Raw genomic sequence first — 16900 nt, 5'->3', positions numbered from 1 at the left:
GGTTTCTTTAGTTATGCGGTATTAGCATCCGTTTCCGGATGTTATCCCCCTCTCATGGGCAGGTTCCCCACGTGTTACTCACCCGTTCGCCACTCTTCCACTCTCTGCAAGCAGAGAGCTTCAGCGTTCGACTTGCATGTATTAGGCATGCCGCCAGCGTTCGTCCTGAGCCAGGATCAAACTCTCGTTAAAGTGTTTGTGACTCAATTTGAATGTTACGTTATTTCTTTTGCAAATTTTACTTTGCCTGTGTTGTCTTAATTAAAAATCAAGACACCTGCACATTTGATTGTGTTTGCTTTGTTTAGTTTTCAAAGGTCAATTCAGCGTCGCCGTTACCAGCAACTCTTATATCATAACAATATTTCGTTATCGTGTCAACAGTTTTTGCAATTAAAATGAAAATGAATTTCTCATTGTTCATTTGTTGTTCTTTCTGCCGACAAGAGATATCTTACCATAGTATTGAAACGTCGGTCAACCTTTATTACATAATTATTTCAAAATAAACCAAAATAATAAACCAAAACTGCTAAAAGTCACTATTAACAGTGTTTTTAGCAGCAAAAATACCTGCGCACACGAATGCAACTCTCGATTCCCTTGATTTCTATCTTTACTTTGCTGACTCCTTTAACAATAAAGAATCTGTTTTGAGCAGCAGATCGTCTTTTCTTCGCTTACACGGCTAAAGGAAGACACACTTTTTTCATCTCACATATAACTCGTACGTTTGCAAACAATAAGACACACAAAAACAAGAATACACCATTCGTACCTACTTTTTTAGTTTTATCTATTTACTTGCCCCACACTTCCTTTGAAGAAAACGGGCCTCTTCTATTTATCCAGTAGAGTAGATTCTTTCCCGGTCTATGTAAAAAAAGAAAAAACTACTCACGAAAAGTTTGTGGAGCAACTTTAAACAGTCAAAAGATAATTTGCTGAAAAATTACTCCCTCGCTTTTACTAGCTGAGTAGTTTTTTTATTTTTAAAAGTATATTGATCACTTATTTATTACATTTCCATACGATAGACGCATAGGGGGAGAAAGTCAAAATCTCGTCTGAAACTTTTACCTGACCATTTTCAAACAAAACTTCTGATTGTTTTGTAATGTATTCAGAAACATCCATATAACAATCTTGGTCTGAAAGATTAGCAAAAACCAAGGCACATTCTCCTTCGTATTCACGCTTATAAGCAAAAATATTATCAGGACTCAATTGCATTTCAAACGTTCCGCGAGTAAATAGGTCAGTTTTTTTCAATACCAACAAGTTTCGATAGAAGTTTAAGATGCTATTATCATCTTCTTCTTGTTCTTCAACTGTATACTTCTTTTCACTATTGACTCCGGACCACGGGCGAACAGCTGAAAAGCCTGAAAACTTTTCTGTAGTCCATTGCATTGCTCCCCGACTAGCATACAAGTTTCTCATTTCTAAAAATTTCAAGGCTTCTTCTACTGAATAATTATGATTGATTAAATTTTCAAATAAAAATTCGCGGATTTCTGGGGTCGTACCTATTTTTGTTTCTTCTAAGGTTTCTAAAATCAAATTTTTCATTCCGATTTCTTCGCCGTACAGGATGACCGGAACACCTTTTTGAAGATACATGAGTGTAGCGAAAGTTTTACTGCTCTCATCTCTAAACTTATCTTCATCTCCATAACGGGAAACTATCCGTGGCATATCGTGATTATTTAAGTAAAGAGTCGGTTCTGTCATGGGTTCAAGCACACGTTGCCACTCACTCATTACTTTTTTAAATTCCCGGTGATCCAGTTGGTTTTTCATTAGATCCAACGGCAAAGAAGGACCATCCCCTTCTACTTTTTTTTCGGGGAAATATCGAAAGGACACGATCGAATCACATTTAGACTCACGGGGATAGGTGTATTCTAAAGCAAGATCGGGCAAAGCAGATGAGGCTTCTCCTACTATATAGGTTCCCGGATAATTCTCCTTTAATTTTGAAACAAATTCACTGAGATAAATTTTCACATTAGGTAAATTGGCACAAAACTCTTCAGCAATAGCTATTTCTCTTGGTTCTATATAGGGTAAAGAGGGATACCCCGGTTCTTTATCTATATGAATAAACGCATCCAGACGTAAGCCGTCTACACCTTTATTTAACCAATATTCAGCTACAGCATACATTTCTTCGCGTACTTTCGGATTTTTCCAATTTAAATCAGGCATTTCTTTATGAAATAAGTGGAAGTAATAATCTTCTCCGTTGGGTTCTTTTTGCCAGGCGGATTCCTTCAAAAACGAAGCCCAATTATTTGGGCGGCCTGTTTGGGTTTCTTCACTGGCCCATAGATAATAATCGCGGTATGGATTTCCTTTTCCTTTAATAGCTTCCTGAAACCACATATGTTCTTCTGAAGTGTGATTCAAAACCATATCAAACATGATCTTCAAATCTCTTTCATGTGCTTTTTCAATCAGCTCTTCTAAATCTGAAGCATCCCCATACATTGAATCAACAGTGTAGTAGTCAGAAACATCGTACCCATTGTCGACTTGTGGTGATTCAAAAATAGGATTCAACCAAATTGTTGTGACACCTAGTTTTTTAATGTAATCCAGTCTTTTTATAATGCCTTTTAAATCACCCATTCCATCTTGAGTGGTGTCTTGGAAACTTTTAGGATAGATTTGATAAATTATTTCTCCACTTGCAAGAGAGGATCCATTCATTGCTCTTCATCCTTTCTTTTATTTTTCAGCTGCTTCGATAATTTTATCCAAGGATAACTCGCTGGTTGTTTCAAAATTCAAATCTGCTGCTGTTAAGACCATTGGATCGCCGATTCCTACAGAAAACATATTTGCGGAGTTGATGCCCAAAATACCGGCTTCAGCATCCTCGACTCCTACACATTCGGTAGTGTCGAGTCCCAGGATTTCTGCTCCTTTAATAAATATCTCTGGATCCGGCTTTCCATTTTTCAGTTCCGCCGGATCGACAATGCCCTCAAATCGATCAGCGATCTTTAAGCGATTCAGAATAGTAGGGGCGTTTTTACTGGCGGAAGCCAAAGCTGATTTATATCCCCGTTTTTTTAAGTCATCAAGGAATTCAGTCACACCCGGAAGCAGATCTTCTTCAGTGATCTGTTCGATCAATTTTTTGTACTCTTCATTTTTACCATGAGCAAATCGTTCTTTTTCTTCCTCGGAATAATCATTTTCCTTATTCCCATATGCCAAAATCCTATTTAAAGAATCCATACGGCTCACGCCTTTTAATTGTTCATTAAATTCTCTATCAATTTCAATAGTCAATTTTTTTGCCAAATTTTTCCATGCTTGATAATGGTATTCTGCCGTGTCGGTCAATACGCCATCTAAATCGAAAACGAACCCTTTGATCATTAAATCCCACTCCTTTTTTGTATTATCCTCTATACCTATTTTAAAGGGCTTGAGCTCTGAGCTCAAGCCCTTTCGTTTCATTTGTTATTTGTTAGGGATGGTAACTGTATCTTTCAATTCAATGGTTTCGTTGTGAACGACAATATTCAGCTCTTTACCTTCACGTAAGACAAAGGTTGCTTCTTGTTGATCAACTTCAACTTTGATCAGCCGTCCACGGTATTTGATTGTAAAGGAATAACTGTTCCATTTTTGTGGACAATAAGGATCAAAGATCAATGCCTCTGTTTGTGTACGCATACCAGCAAAGCCATGCACGATCGATAACCATCCGCCACTCATAGAAGTGATATGCAAACCATCTTCCGTGTCGTTATTGTAGTTGTCTAAATCTAAACGTGCAGTTCTAGAGTACATTTCATACGCTTTTTCTTTGTTTCCTATTTCAGAAGCTAAAATGGAATGGACCAATGGAGACAAGGATGACTCATGAACAGTCATTGGTTCGTAATAATTAAAATTTTTCACTTTTTCTTCGATCGAGTATTCGTGATTCAAGAAATAAAGACCTTGCAGGACATCCGCTTGTTTAATGAACGGTGAACGCAAAATTTTATCCCATGACCAATTTTGATTGATCGGTCTTTCTTCAGGTGCCAGCGATTCAACCGGACGAAGATCCTTGTCTAGGAACGTGTCGTGTTGAATAAACACATCCAATTCCTCATCATATGGATAATACATGTTTTCGATAATATCTTTCCAGTGCCCTGTTTCTTCTTTGGTAATGTCTAGCGCTTCTTTTTTCTCTGCAGAAACTTTTTCAAGTGATTCGATCGTATAACGCAGAGTCCAAGTAGCCATGGTATTCGTATACCAGTTATTGTTTATATTATTTTCGTATTCATTTGGTCCTGTGACACCGTGGATCATATATTTCTTGTTTCGTTTTGAATAATGCACACGGTCAGCCCAGAATCGTGCAATACCTGTCAGTACATCGATGCCCTTTGTTTTCAAGTATTCTTCATCACCTGAATAGGTGGTGTAATTAAAGATGGCATGGGCGATCGCGCCATTGCGGTGAATTTCTTCGAAAGTAATTTCCCATTCATTGTGCGACTCTACTCCATTGAAGGTCACCATCGGATACAAAGCACCTTTTAGTCCTTGTTGCTTAGCGTTGTGATACGCCTGTTCCAACTGATTGTGACGGTATACAAGTAATTGTTTTGATACTTCTTCATCAGTTACAGACAGATACATCGGCAAGATGCACGACTCAGTATCCCAATACGTAGCCCCTCCATATTTTTCTCCTGTAAAGCCTTTTGGTCCAACATTTAAGCGTGGATCTTCTCCATAATAAGTTGAGAATAATTGGAAGATGTTGAAACGGACCCCTTGTTGGCTTTCAGCATCACCTTCGATTTCTACATCCGCTTTCTGCCATCTTTCTGCCCATCCAGCTACATGTTCTTCTTTTAGGGTAATATAGCCTTTTCCTTCAGCAATTTCGATTAGTTCGGTTGCTTTATCCACCTGCTTAACAGCTTCGATGTCCCGACTTGTCACGACGGATATAACCTTCGTGACTTCCGTTGATTCACCCTCTGCTAAAGCAATTTCGTATCTTTCTTCCACATAAAATTCATGATCTGTTTTTCCTGTCAAGTCCATGTTCGTTAAGTTACTCATCATGGTCGTAACGGTAAAGCGTTCTGTTCCAAAAGGATTTTCTTTTGTTTTTGTTGTGATATAACTTTTATTTCGAGTGCTATGGTCAAGCGAAAGCCAGAATTTTTCATCATAATTACTGTCTTCATTTTTTACATCCCCGTCAATAGCCGGAATGAATTGGATGGTTGCCGATCCAGCTAACATTTTAGCTTTTACATTCACTACAGCCAGTTCTTTTGTTGCAGTACTGACAAATCGTTCAAAAGAAAATTGAATACGCTTGTTCTCATTTTCCCAGATATAAGACCGCTCGAGCATTCCTGTTTTCATATCTAATGAAAGAGAGAAATCGCTGAATGTATCCGTAGCTAAATCGACACGTTTCCCGTCTACTTCAATTGAAACTGGCAAGTAATTAGTCGAATTGATGGCTTTTCCAAAATACTCAGGATAGCCAATTTTCCACCAGCCAACACGCGTTTTATCAGGATACCAGACGCCTGCTAAATAAGTGCCGATATGTGTATCGCCAGAATAGCCTTCTTCAAAGTTTCCTCTCATACCCATATAGCCATTACCTAAAGAAGTCAAGCTTTCTTGGAGCCTTTTGTTTTCTTTATCCATTTCGTTTGTCTGTACTTTCCATGGATCGATTTCAAATAAACGTTTCATTTTATCACTCCTGAACTTGGACGCGTTCATCTTCATCTAAGAATTGCGTCTTATAATAAATAAATACTAACATTAATGCTAACCCAAACATCTGCAACGTGATCATCAGAGAAATATCAAAATAAAGTAGTCCGATGATCGTTACCGCAAACGTGGGCAACCCGAGTGCATTCAATATAACCGTTACCGATTCTTTGTAACTACCGATCGAGGTGACCGAACTCTTTTTCGTCAAATACAAGAAAACAGCTGACCCGAATACCATGAGCGTCATCATTATGAACAACATCGCTGTTATCATAAACGAGAAAGCCCCCACGATAAATACCCGATTTGCTATAAACCATTGTCGATTGAGTTCCTCGATCAATTCTGCCGCACTCATTCCCTCAGACACCTTGAAGTCCATGGTGTAAGGAGTATTACTTTGAGGTACATTCTCCCCTTTTAAGCTAAATTCGTTTTCTTTGAATAAAAGATACGATTCGGCCGAAATGGTTTCCGCTTCACTGTCTCCAATAACAACTACTCCATTTTCATTCTCCCATTTCTCCTGTTTTGAAAACGTAAATCCTTCTTCAGTTTGAGGAGATGCGGCTAAAGAGTCCACGACTTCTTGATCGATGAGATCAAATGTATCCGGATAGAACCCCTGTATGGATACCCTGTCGCCAGTCGCATAATTCAACGTAGTCGGAATGGAAAGTAAGCCATTCAAGAAGACCAATATAATGAGTAGTGTGAACCAGTTTAATTGATGTCTTCCTTCAAACATGCGCGTAGGAGTCAGTGTGCTTTTGAAATAACTTAGTGGAAATGAAGTAGTTTTCATGTCTATCATCCAATCTGATTTTTACTTTCTTATCCTTTGGTTCCTCCAGCAGTCAAGCCAGATACAAAGTGTTTTTGAAGATAGAAGAACAGAGCTGCTATCGGAACTGCAATCAAGATCGCACCGGCAGCAAATAATGTCACCCGTTGTTCTCTTGGGTTACTGATAAATGTCTGCAATCCGATGGCGACCGTATAGTTTTCTGGACTTCTGAGTAAGAAGCGTGCAAGCATGTATTCACCGAAGGGCGCCATAAATGCCCATAGAGCTTGTACAGCTAACATCGGTCTAACTAATGGTAACACGATTTGCCAGAAAGTACGGATGTGTCCAGCACCATCTAAGCGGGCTGATTCATCTAGTTCGATTGGTACTGTATCGAAGTACCCTTTCATCAGCCAGGTATTCATCGGGATCCCTCCACCAATATAAATGAAGGTCAGGAACCAATGTGTATCTAATCCTTTGACCAATAATGCCATAACATAAAAAGCGGTCAAAGCAGCAATTGTTGGAACCATTTGCACGATCAGGAAGAATTTCAGTGATTGATTTCTCCCGATAAAGCGGTAACGACTATAGGCATATCCAGCCAGTGTGATCGCTGCTACTTGAACGACCATGGTTGTAACAGCCACTTTCAAAGTATTCCAATACCACGTGCTATACAATGTATTATTGAACAACCGATCAAAGTTATCCAACGTCCAATCTGCTTTGAAACTTAAGTCGAATGCAATTACATTCCCGCCCTTAAAGGCAGAAGTCACAGTGATAAGCAATGGATAAATAATGATCACAGACAATAGCAAGAGGTAAAAATAAGTGAAAAACTTATTCCAGGCTCGTGCACTTTTTTGTGTTCTAATTTTCTTTTGTTTAGCCATTTTCTCAGTCCTCCATATCAAAGGCACGCGTACGTTTAAACACTAACATTGATATCGTAATTACTACGACTGAAATGATCAATGTGACCGCAGCAGCTATGTTGTACTGTGGAGACGTCCCTGTAGTCAATTTATATATCCAGGAAATCAAGATATCTGTCGAACCCGCTCCACTTCCGACACTTCCTGGACCTCCTTCATTAAAGAGGTAAATCATAGAAAAGTTATTAAAATTACCCGTGTATTGCGTCACAAATATGGGAGCTGCAACGGCAAATATTTGTGGTAGGGTGATAAATCTGAATTTTTGAAAAGAAGAAGCGCCATCGATAACGGAAGCTTCATACCAGTCATTTGGAATAGATTGCAAGATCCCGGAAGTCAACACATAAATGTATGGGAATCCTAACCATCCTTGAATTGTAATGATAGCGACTTTTGTCCAAAAAGGATCTACTTTCCAAGAAATAGAAGAGATCTCTAAAAATGGAATGATCGAATTTATGAACGGAATAACTTGTGTATTGATCGCGCCTACACTCGGATTGAACATATTAGAAAATGTCAAAATAGTGATAAAGGCTGGTACAGCCCATGGCAGTAACATGACCACACCAAATACCCGTTTAAATTTAATGAATTGTTGATTTAACACAACCGCTGTTCCTACACCAATAACTAATTGCAATGTCGTAGCCGTGAGTGTCCAGATGACTGTCCAGGAAAAGACAGCAAAGAATGTATCGCGGTATGTGTTCAATGAGAAAATATTTATGAATGTTTCCAATCCAACCCAATCTACTAAGGTAGCAGGTGGAATATGATAAAAATCATAATTCGTAAAGGCAACAAATAATGTTACCAAGACCGGGAAAACAATAGCGAAAAGCATAACCAGATAAGCTGGAATAGTTAATAAGTAAGGAAACCCGTCATCCATTGCATTTTTAAATGTAGCTTGAATGGTCGTATTGACATTTTTTGGATTCAACGCTTTGATTTTAGCTACACGATGTGCATCCATCATATTGACGCCCAAGAAAATCAAGAAAATCAGTGTAACAAGGATCTGTAATGTTCCCTCGATCAGTAAGAATAGCGAATGATCTTCGCGAGGAACAGTTCCCAATGTGATCAATCCTTCGAATGCTCCCGCACCAAAAGTGATCATCTCTATAATAAATAGAATAAATATTCCTAAAAATAATAATCCCTTAAAATTCTGCTTGTTATAAAATTGTCCTAACCCAGGAATGGCGGATAGCCAGGTAGCTTTTTTGATATCCTGTTGTTGTTCCGGAGTATATGTGATCTCTTTTTTCTTGTATTCCATCGAACTGCATCTCCTTTTGTAAGAGAAACCTCTATTTCAGAAAATACGGCAGAGATAAATTTCATCTCCGCCGATTCCTTTTCTCTTAAATTCGTTCAAACGATAGTCTTAATATTTTTGTTCAATGTTTTCTTCAATAATTTGAACTGCATCGTTTGCTGCTTCTTCAGGCGTTTTATTGCCAGATCCTGCGTCAAACATCATTGTTTCAGCACCTGTCCAAACTTCTGCCATTTCTGGAATGTTTGGCATTGGTACAGCAGTATCGTATTGAGCGATAACAGCTGCAGCTAATTCGTTATCTCCAGCATCAGAGATTTGTGTACGAGCCATTTGGTTAGCTGGAATTTCATTTGTATACTCATCGAATAATAACATCATGTTTTCTTCGTTTGTTACAAAGTCCAACCATTCTTGAGCTAAACCAGTTGTTTCTGAGTAACTATTGATGACCCAACCTTTACCTCCAGCAAATGGTGCATATTCTTCGCCGTTTGGTAACGTTGGAACTTTAGCAACACCATAGTCCATGCCGGATTCATTGTAATTTCCAGCTCCCCATGGTCCGTTGATGATAGCAGCTGTATTTCCTTGAATAAATTGATCATCAATGAAATCTCCAGCACTTGTTACATCAAGCATACCTTCAGGCCATCTATTTTGGAACCAATCAGCTGCATAAGAGATACCTTCGATTGCTCCCTCATTATTTAAGCCAACATCACTTGTGTCTGTTCCGTTTTCACCAAATACATATCCACCGAAACCAGAAATCAGACCATATGAATTGTAGAAGTCTACCCAGTTAGCTAAGAAAGCTGTACTTGTTCCTTCTTCACCTTCAAATGCGAATCTTTCTTCTTCAGCTAACGCTTCTAATTCTTCAAATGTTTCGGGTGCTTTGTCCACTAAGTCATTGTTATAGTACATGACCAATGCTTCAATTACAAAAGGTGCGCCATAAATTGTATCGTTTGCTGTTACTTGCGTTGCATCTGTTTCATCGTAACGTTCGTCATCCGGTAATGTCACTTCTGCTAAATGACCTTGTTGTCCAAGTCCACCAATACGATCATACGGTGATAACATGACATCTGGTGCTAATTCAGCAGGTCCATCTAATGGAAGAGCTTCTAATGTATCAAACATATCTCTTTCGGTCACTTCAACAGTGACACCAAATTCTTCTTCGAAATCAGCAGCGATATCTTCTGCATAAGCAACATAATCTGCTCCAACTCCTACTTCAAGAGTTTGTCCATCGTATGATCCACCTGTAGCTTCTGTGCTTTCAGTTGTATCTTCTCCATCTGTCCCAGTATCTTCAGCTGTATCTCCTCCGCAGGCAGCTAAAACTAACGCACTAGCAGATACAAATCCTAAAGCATATTTTTTCCATTGACTTTTTTCCATCTATTATTCCTCCTTATTGTGAAACCAAATTACAATCCTTATTATGAAAGAACCTGCCACTTTTTGCAAACGTTTTCCGACTGTTACCGGTATCAGGATTCACACATCATTTAATCGCTTACATCCCTGGCCTGTAAATATAGCTGAAAAAGCGTATCGGTACACTTGATCGTTTCTGCCATAGTCTCAATTGCGCCTGTTAAGAGGTTCTTCATTTTAGTTCCTTGCAATTTTAAGGGGACTCCGATCGTTGTGTCTTTTTTATTTGATACAAATAAATAGACTCTCTTATTTTGAAATTCTTTCTGGATGATCACACTGTCACGTTCACATTGAATAAAAGCAAACGTACTTTGATTAAATAAAGGCTGGTTCTCTCTTCTTGCGTGAATCAGTTGAGGCAGAATAGATTCCTTTAATTTAATAGAGTCAAAATGCATTGGCTTACGATTCTCTGGATCTTCTCCACCTTCTAAATAATTTTCGCTACCATAATAAAGTGACAACGAACCGGGAAGAATAAACAGCAAAGCGTAACAAGCATTCACTCTCAGCAAATCATGCTTTGCATAGTGAACGATCCGGTCGGTGTCATGACTGTCTAAAAGATTAAACATACCTGCATGCTGATTACTGGAATACTGCACCACTGATTCTATGAATGAATCACAAAAAGTTGCTGTATCGATTCTTTCTGCTGCCATCCACTCTAAGATGGGTTTGGTGAGCGGATAGTTCATTACACCATCAAATTGACTCCCATCCAACCAGGGTTGGGCATTATGCCATATTTCTCCAACGATATAGGCTTCTTTTTTTACATTTTTAACGGCTTCTCTAAACTTCCTCCAAAAATGATGGTCGATCTCATTGGCTACATCTAATCGCCAGCCATCTATATCGGCCTCTTTCATCCAATAAACTGCAACCTCTATTAGGTAATCTTGGACTTCCCTATTTTGCGTGTTGAGTTTTGGCATTGTCGGCACAAAATGGCGATAATGGGTGGGGATCAGTTTTCCGCTAGCATCAATTATGGGGAACTGATGGATATAGAACCAGTCTCTATATTTAGATTCCGCTCCCTTTAACATTACATCCTGGAAAGGAGCGAATTCCACCCCACAATGATTGAATACTCCATCCAATATGAGATGCATCCCTTTTTCATGTGCCAAGTTGACCAACTCTTTTAAATCTTGCTTCGTTCCAAATGCTGCATCGATTTTGAAGTAATCACTTGTATCATACTTGTGAACAGTTGGAGCCTCAAAAATAGGTGTCAAGTAGAGACCATTTACGCCTAACTCTTCTAAATAATCCAGCTTTTGTGTCACCCCAGTAATATTGCCCCCTAAAAAAGCATATTGTCCGAGTTCTTTAGGGTCCTTCCAATTCTGTAAATGAGCTGAATCTGATTCTGCATTTGCTTTGTAAAAACGATCGGGGAAAATTTGATACCATATAGTTTTCTCCACCCACGTGGGTGGAGAAAAGATATCTATTTCATGAATATAGGGAAAAGCAAAATAACTGTTGATATCATTTTCTATAAAAGGATCTTCTCTATCAAATAGCCCTCGTTCAATAAATAGCTTGCTTTCCTTCTCTGTATGCACTATAAATCCATAACGCATAGAAGGATCGCCGAGCAGAACTTCTATTTGCCAATAATCAAAATAGGACGTTGTATAGTGCTTTCTCATTGGTATGGATTCTTTTTTCCATACGTACCCTGCATCCGTTTGTACCCAACCATCCGGATGATCTTTTATCAATTCAACGGATTCCAATTCATTTTTCTTTGTTCTAAGCTGAATGTATACCGTGTTCTTATTCTTCGCATAGGCCATATTGCTTTTGGGGATGTGCATTAAATTTTCTTTATGGATCATATTTCTATTCTCACCCACCTATAGATTGAGATCAGTTCAAACTTCTATCGGATCTGTATTTCCCTCTTTGATACTGTCCAAAGTCGTTGGATTGAAACGGCGACGAGCACGTGCACGTTTTGCGGCGATTTTATCTTTTTTGTGTGCATCGACCAGCACAGATTTATATATATAAAAGCCATTTTGTTCAATGGAAACAGTGTTACCATCTCTGATTGCACCTTGAGAAAAAATAGATAGACTTCTTTCAGGTAGCCCATCTAATTCAAAAGACTCTTCGTCTTGATTAAAATAAAAGACAAGTTCTTCATCGCCTAAAATACGTTTAAATCCAACCACTTGTTCATCATCCCGCACGTCATGCCAGATCACTTCTCCGTAAGTGATGAATTCTTGATATTCTTTTCTGAACGCAATCAATTCTTTTGTAAATTCAAGCATTGAGAGGTCTTGTTCTTTTTTATCCCAAATCATACATTTCCGGCAATCCGGATCATCAAAACCAGTCATTCCAATTTCAGTACCATAATATATACAAGGAGACCCAATTTGCGCAAACATAAATGTTAAGGCTGTTTTAGCTAAATCACTGTCTCCGCCAGCTTTTGTCAAGAGTCGGGCTGTATCATGGGAATCGAGCAAATTAAATGCCACTTCAGTCGTCTGTTTGCGATACAACATCAATTGTGAATTCAGCCCTGAAACCATGCGGCTAGCAGAAGTCAATTTGTTGAAAAAATAATTTTTGATGTTGTCATTAAAAGCATAATTCATGACAGCGTGAAACTCGTCTCCTTTTAACCAATTTGGAGAAGAATGCCAAATTTCACCCAATATATAGATGTCTTCTTTAATTGCCGTCGTTTCTTTTTTAAATCTTTTCCAAAAATTGTGGTCGACTTCATTAGCTACATCCAGTCTCCACGCATCGATATCAAATTCTCGGATCCAATATTTTGCAATACCAAGTAAATATTCCTGGACCTCATGATTAGCTGTATTTAATTTTGGCATATGAGCTGTAAAAGCAAATGTATCATAGTTTGCTCCGCCTACATCTTCCAATTCTTCGACAGTCAATTCTGCAAAAGATTTAACAGGGAAGTCATGGATATGGAACCAGTCTCTGTATTGCGAGTTTTCTTGGTTTTTTAAAACGTCTTGCCATTGGGGACTATCCATTCCTAAATGATTGAATACTGCATCGATCATAATACGTATTCCTCTTCTATGTGCTTCGTCAACAACCGCTTTAAATAATGCTTTGTCTCCAAAAGCTTCGTCCACTTCTTCGTAATCGATCGTATCGTATTTATGATTACTTGTTGCTTTAAAAATAGGACAGAAATATATCCCGTTGATGCCCAATTCTTCTAAATAATCAAAATTATCTAGTACGCCTTGAAGGTCCCCACCGAAAAAATCATCTCGAGAAGGGTGCTCTTTACTTCCCCAAGCTAACGTTCCTTCGGGATCATTGCTTTTATCTCCGTTGGCAAATCTTTCCGGAAAGATTTGATACCAAATAGTTTTGGTTACCCAGTCAGGTGCCTTAAATGCATCGATAGAATGAATGTAAGGAATTCTAAAGTAAAAATTAGCTTCTGTTAAATACGATTCATGATATGGATACACACCTTGGTCTGAATAAAATACTTCCACACCGTCTTTTCCAATTACGTGAAAGCCATAAGACATACGGTGTGTAGGTTCATATGTATCAATTTCCCAGTAGTCATGTATATTTGTACTCGCGACTTTTCTCATTGATTGTCCGTTGTGATGCCATCTTTCTGAATGCAGTGTATACGGGTCACCACTTAGTAATTCTACTTCCTCTACATCTCCTGTCTTTGTCCGCAAGCGTACATGAAAATGACCATCTTTATATAAATATGCGTATTCGCTCTCTGGTCTATGATACAATGCTGAGGTTTCCATTTATTTCATCCTTTTCTATCATTACTTTTTGTTTCTTTCCCTCCATTAGTTTAACAGTTGCTTTTAAACAATCAAGCCTTTATCTACAAGTTACCGGTAACAAGAAAAAGGCTTTCAATTGCTATACGATAAGCAATCAAAAGCTTTGGGAACGATTTAGTCATTATTACGGTCTCACGGTAGAATGACCGCTAACACTTCGGGGATCACTTTGATTTCAAGTGGAAACCGTGGTCCTTTGTTTCCATCTAGCGTAACGAAACCTTCAAAATCAGAAGTAATAGTAGCATGGATAAATTGCAGTTCTGTTGTTAGTTGCTCTTTTGCATTTGTTGGACCATCAGGATATAATACATCCTTTGCCACTTTCAATTTTTGAGAAAGGCTACTTGGGTCGAGACCAAAGAAATATAATCTTCCGTCATTAGAAGTTGCTTCCGGAAAAAAATCAGGTAGCCCGAAAACAAATCCTCTCAGACCGATAACGAACAGACTAAACGTTTTCTCTAAAGTTCGCTCCTCTGTTTTTATTGTAAAGGTATGCGGAACCTCTTCTCCCAAAGCTTTAAATCCATCCATGATATAAGCAAACTTCCCGAAAAGTTCCTTTTTATTTGTACTTACTTTCCACGTCGTTTCGGGTATAGTCCCAGCTGATAAAGTACTCAATATATATTGGTCATTCACTTTAGCTAAGTCTATTTTGGTGGTCTTCAAATTATCGAGCCTGTCGACTGCTCGTCTAGGATCATTCGTTCCACCTAAACTCTGATAAAAATTATTGACGGTTCCACACGGGATAATTCCCAATCCGGGACCCTCATGCACTTCTGCAATGATTTGCACCGTCATTGCTACGCTCCCGTCGCCGCCCAGAATGAATATATGATCTATTTTATTATCAACCGCTGACTTCACCGATTCGACCATCTCTTCTGCGGACTTCGATACAAATATCTTGGAGGATACGCCTAAACTCTGCAGTTTGTTTTTTAATACCGGTGCATATTTTTCTGCTTCGTGGTTACCTGAATGAGGATTGACCATGATGTGAACTGTCGTCATCGAGGATCTCCCCCCTTCTATCGAGTCGTTCCACGTACTATAAGTTGAGAATCACATAAAATATTCCCTTGCGGTTTCCCATTTTCACGAACTTTTTTCAGTACCATTGCTGCACAAAGAGCGCCCATATCCATAACGGATTGTTTCATTGTTGTCAATTGCGGGTAAGCAATTTGATCAAGAAATACCCCGTCATGTCCAATAATGCCAAATTCTTCTGGGACTTTCCCCTCTTTTTCACGTATTCCTCTTAATATCCCAATTGCTAAGCGATCTGAACTACAGACAAAACACGTATTTTTTTCAAAACCACTCCAGTTTTCCTCAATAAAGCGACCTGTATACCGAGAACGATTTTCAAACCGGTACAAATATTCTTTTTTCAAAGCCGCAGACATTGCCTTGCGGTACCCTAGTTCTCGAGACATTTCGAATGGCTCATCTACATCGATACCAATATACACGATATGTTCATACCTTAAAGATAAAGCATATTCGGTAGCGATGCCGATCCCTTCTTGATTCTTAGTATCTACATAATCAAAACTGTGTTTATTTTCCCCAAAAAGCACAACGGGCTTCTCCAAATTATTGATCGTTTCATAGTCGCTTTCGCGAGCGCCACAGACTATATAACCATCAGAATGTCCAATATTGACATTCTTTCGTGTGACCAGCTGTAAAGAATAATATTCTTCATCCAACTTATTCGCGATCCCAGTAAGTAAATTCATGTAGTAAGGTTCCGTTGTATCCATTTCTTCTAATATAAATACCTTGATGATCTGGGTACGGTTATTTGCTAATGCTTTGGCAGCCAAGTTCGGTTTATAGTTTAATTCCTTCATTGCTACGTAAACTAATTCTTTTAATTCCTTCGTTACTTTTTCAGGATGATTGATTGCCCGGGAAACCGTCATTTTAGAGACGTTTGCTTTTTTAGCCACGTCACTTAGCGTCACCATATTGATCCACCCTCTTTCCTCTAACTTGAATTAAAAACAGCTTAAAGCAATTATCCTATTGATCAATTAAAAAAACAAGACGAAAGAGAACAAAATTTATTGATATTCCCCACAAATCAGAACACTGAATCGCATTCTGTCAGACACAATGGGAGTTCAGACTATTCTCACTATACAATAAATAATTATTCACTCTGTGAAATGACGACTGTTTGTTTGTACCTTTTCTATTAGCATACGAGGGCTCCTCTTGAACTGTCAGACTCTCGTTTCACTTTTATTATATCTAAAAAAAAAACCTCTTCTAATTGAAAAGAGGAATGGATAAGCTGTTTTTATTCTTTTGATTATCTAAGCATGTGACTGTTGACAGCTTGGACATCTACCATAAATTTCTAACCTATGGGTATCTACATCAAATCCAGTTAAATTGTGGGCAACTACTTCCACATCATCCAGACCGGGATAATAGATATCTTCGATTTTTCCACAAATAGAGCAAATTGCATGATAATGTTCCGTGGAGGAAAAATCGAACCGACTAGAAGAGTCCCCATATTTCAGTTCTTTGACTAACTTCATTTTTGTGAACAAGCGCAAATTATTGTAAACTGTCGCAACACTCATATTCGGAAATTTGATTGCCAGTTCTCTATAAATTTCGTCAGCCGTCGGGTGTGAGTCTTCTTCAATTAAAAATGCCAACACGGCATATCTTTGTGGAGTGATACGAACACCTGCTTGTTTCAATCTTTCTATTGCCTGGTCAACAACATAACTCATAATTGTCAGATCCCTTTTACTGTTTTTTTCTCTCTGTTGAT

General features: G+C 38.5%; 12 protein-coding genes and 1 rRNA gene. All 13 read right to left on the bottom strand.

Features of this window, described 5'->3' with window-relative positions:
• Nucleotides 1–192: ribosomal RNA gene (locus H626_RS0107650) — 16S ribosomal RNA — on the bottom strand; the annotation flags it as partial.
• Between the two features lie 819 nt (nt 193–1011).
• Nucleotides 1012–2715, bottom strand: coding sequence for a glycoside hydrolase family 13 protein (locus H626_RS0107645; protein ID WP_027108835.1), 1704 nt, complete (start codon nt 2713–2715; stop codon nt 1012–1014).
• An 18-nt stretch (nt 2716–2733) separates the two neighbouring features.
• The gene (pgmB, locus tag H626_RS0107640) at nt 2734–3393 is read right to left on the bottom strand and encodes a beta-phosphoglucomutase (protein WP_027108834.1); all 660 of its coding nucleotides are present in this window, start codon (nt 3391–3393) and stop codon (nt 2734–2736) included.
• An 84-nt stretch (nt 3394–3477) separates the two neighbouring features.
• Nucleotides 3478–5745, bottom strand: a complete 2268-nt coding sequence (locus H626_RS0107635) for a glycoside hydrolase family 65 protein (protein WP_027108833.1) — start codon at nt 5743–5745, stop codon at nt 3478–3480.
• 4 nt (nt 5746–5749) lie between these two features.
• The gene (locus H626_RS0107630) at nt 5750–6577 is read right to left on the bottom strand and encodes a hypothetical protein (protein WP_027108832.1); all 828 of its coding nucleotides are present in this window, start codon (nt 6575–6577) and stop codon (nt 5750–5752) included.
• A 29-nt stretch (nt 6578–6606) separates the two neighbouring features.
• Complete coding sequence (locus H626_RS0107625; RefSeq protein WP_027108831.1) at nt 6607–7464, bottom strand: sugar ABC transporter permease; 858 nt, start codon at nt 7462–7464, stop codon at nt 6607–6609.
• Nucleotides 7465–7468: 4 nt separating this feature from the next.
• On the bottom strand, nt 7469–8797 hold the full coding sequence (locus H626_RS0107620) for a sugar ABC transporter permease (RefSeq protein WP_035618957.1): 1329 nt from the start codon (nt 8795–8797) through the stop codon (nt 7469–7471).
• A 108-nt stretch (nt 8798–8905) separates the two neighbouring features.
• The gene (locus H626_RS0107615; RefSeq protein ID WP_027108829.1) at nt 8906–10210 is read right to left on the bottom strand and encodes an extracellular solute-binding protein; all 1305 of its coding nucleotides are present in this window, start codon (nt 10208–10210) and stop codon (nt 8906–8908) included.
• A 110-nt stretch (nt 10211–10320) separates the two neighbouring features.
• Nucleotides 10321–12105 carry a glycoside hydrolase family 13 protein gene (locus tag H626_RS10930; RefSeq protein WP_051237904.1) on the bottom strand — a complete coding sequence of 595 codons (1785 nt, stop codon included), beginning with the start codon at nt 12103–12105 and terminating at the stop codon, nt 10321–10323.
• A gap of 36 nt (nt 12106–12141) precedes the next feature.
• Nucleotides 12142–14046: a glycoside hydrolase family 13 protein gene (locus H626_RS10925; protein ID WP_084140195.1), complete on the bottom strand. Its 1905-nt coding sequence runs from the start codon at nt 14044–14046 to the stop codon at nt 12142–12144.
• A gap of 174 nt (nt 14047–14220) precedes the next feature.
• A complete protein-coding gene (locus H626_RS0107600) occupies nt 14221–15111 on the bottom strand; it encodes a diacylglycerol/lipid kinase family protein (protein WP_027108828.1) in 891 nt (296 codons plus the stop codon).
• Nucleotides 15112–15128: 17 nt separating this feature from the next.
• Nucleotides 15129–16076 (bottom strand): LacI family DNA-binding transcriptional regulator, encoded by a 948-nt coding sequence (locus H626_RS0107595; protein WP_027108827.1) that lies wholly within the window; start codon nt 16074–16076, stop codon nt 15129–15131.
• 351 nt (nt 16077–16427) lie between these two features.
• The gene (locus H626_RS0107590) at nt 16428–16859 is read right to left on the bottom strand and encodes a Fur family transcriptional regulator (RefSeq protein WP_425411632.1); all 432 of its coding nucleotides are present in this window, start codon (nt 16857–16859) and stop codon (nt 16428–16430) included.
• Nucleotides 16860–16900: the final 41 nt, after the last annotated feature.

The sequence above is a fragment of the Lacticigenium naphthae DSM 19658 genome (assembly GCF_000425865.1).
GTDB classification, from domain to species: Bacteria; Bacillota; Bacilli; order Lactobacillales; family Carnobacteriaceae_A; genus Lacticigenium; species Lacticigenium naphthae.
The sequence above is the reverse complement of the archived record's forward strand: the minus strand, read 5'-3'. Positions and strand labels throughout refer to the sequence as shown.